Source organism: Boseongicola sp. (assembly GCF_057460485.1).
On the sequence record NZ_JBVCWP010000440.1, the window covers coordinates 1 to 1,809 of the forward strand.

The 1,809-nt window shown below is 57.7% G+C and carries 2 protein-coding genes; both read right to left on the minus strand.

All coding sequences use genetic code 11. The features are described 5' to 3' along the window. A partial coding sequence (locus tag AC221Y_RS23310) for a D-alanine--D-alanine ligase family protein (RefSeq protein ID WP_486708661.1) occupies positions 1-941 on the minus strand: 941 nt, incomplete at its 3' end. Positions 942-1,428: 487 nt separating this feature from the next. Continuing rightward, positions 1,429-1,809, minus strand: a 381-nt coding sequence (locus tag AC221Y_RS23315) for a hypothetical protein (protein WP_486708662.1), incomplete at its 5' end; no start/stop codon positions are given.

Consider the following 1,809-nt stretch of genomic DNA (forward strand, 5'->3'; position numbering starts at 1 on the left):
CCCAAAGACTTGCCACCCAGGGCTCGGAATGCCGCCTTCGCCAAATCGCAGAGCTGAGCACGAACCGTCGGGTCCGTTACCGGCTCGACCGCTTCTGCATCCTGTTTCTTGATATCGAAGTCGAGAATGCGGTCCCCGTTCCGATTTGGGGCCGCGACAATCTCGATAGGCATGGCGCGGAGCGTTCCGCTGGATGCGTCCTCCAATACGCCAACGCTATACTCCCGGCCCGAGAGATGCGTCTCCACCAATGCGCGGGACAAATGGGTTTTACGAATATCATGCACCTTGCGCCGGAAACCCTCAATATCATGCACGACGGAGTCGGCGTCTACGCCCCGGCTATCGCCGCCGTCGACGGGTTTGACGAAGAGCGGAAAGGCAAGAGGAATGCTTTCCGCGGTCGGATGCTCTTCGGGTGCGGTCGAGAAAAAGTTCGCGGTCGCGACATTGGCCGCTTGCATGATCCGCTTGGCGCGAACCTTGTCGTGCTCTTTGTCGAGGGCAGCCTTCCCAGACGCCAAATAGGCGATGCCATGCAGGTCCAGGAAATCGTTCAGCCACACATCGTGGCCATCGAAAGAGAAATATTTGACCCCCGAGAACACTAAGTCCGGCTGCCGAGCCGCCAATTGCTCCAGGTCGCTTCGGGTGCTGATCTGGGTGATAGAGACATGGCGGTAGCTGGCCGATAGGATCTTGAGAACGAGGCGTTCATCCAACTCGATCCCGACATTATCCCGGTGTGCCGCAATGTCGGCGAGGTATGGCGCAATGACGATTTCAATTGTCTCAGTGCGTTTTCTTTCGACAGGCCATGCGGCGTCGAGCGCGGAGAAAATGCCTTCGAGGCTCCCCTGGTCATGCTCGACCTGCTGCCCGCTAGCGCTGGAAAATGCGGCGATGTCTGCACCTAACACGTCTACATCTGAATTTTTCAATTTCAGTCTCCCAAGCGCGCACGCGCAGCAGTTCGGGGGACGCGGGAGCGTTCCGAGGCCCGGTTTACGTTGTTTGAATTATTCCGCGAAAAGGCTTGGTGACGCCGAAATGCATTTCAGCCGCGACCAGTTGCTCCTGGTAACAGGAACGACGGGCAATAGATACGGCTATCTTCACCGACTTGAATCGGGCTGGGGTTCTCCTGGGGCGAGCCCACCGAGCCAACTCTGAACGCCCAGTATGCCTTGGAAGCGTCTTACCGCTTCTACGTTACGCCACTCACCCACATTACACCGGACATTTAGGTGATCTTCGACGCAGCCGAAAACCAAACCGAAGATGTGCTGACGGTTCAGCACGCTGTTTTGATGTCCGCTTTGGGTCATTAGCTGACATCGGCGAGCCAATCAGGAATGTCTGCTTTGGAGCAGTAAGCAGACATCGGGCGTATTGGTGCGCAAAAGGTGCCAAGGCAGCAACAAGCCCTCAGTTCAGCGGGATGTTCAGCCAGACCTTGCCGCTCACGGCTTCGTAGTCGCCGCCGATGCCGTCATAGGCAGCGGTGCCGCGCATGGACCATCCTTTGGGGAGATACATCAAGGCGCCGCCCTCAAGGCGCCCAGCAAAATCGTCCGGCGTGGCGAAGGTGTCCGCAACGAAGAAACCACCGCTATCCTCGAAGTTCCACACACCGACGAGCGACATGTGTGGCTCGACCACCTTGCGATAACCGATTGTGTGTGAACCCCCATCATCTGCAAACCGGAACGCACTGGGATAATGCGCAAGACAAGATAGAGCGCGGCCAGCAACCTCGTGGAGAGGGCATGCCACTGGCGAAGCTAACGGACGAAGCGGTTCGGTATA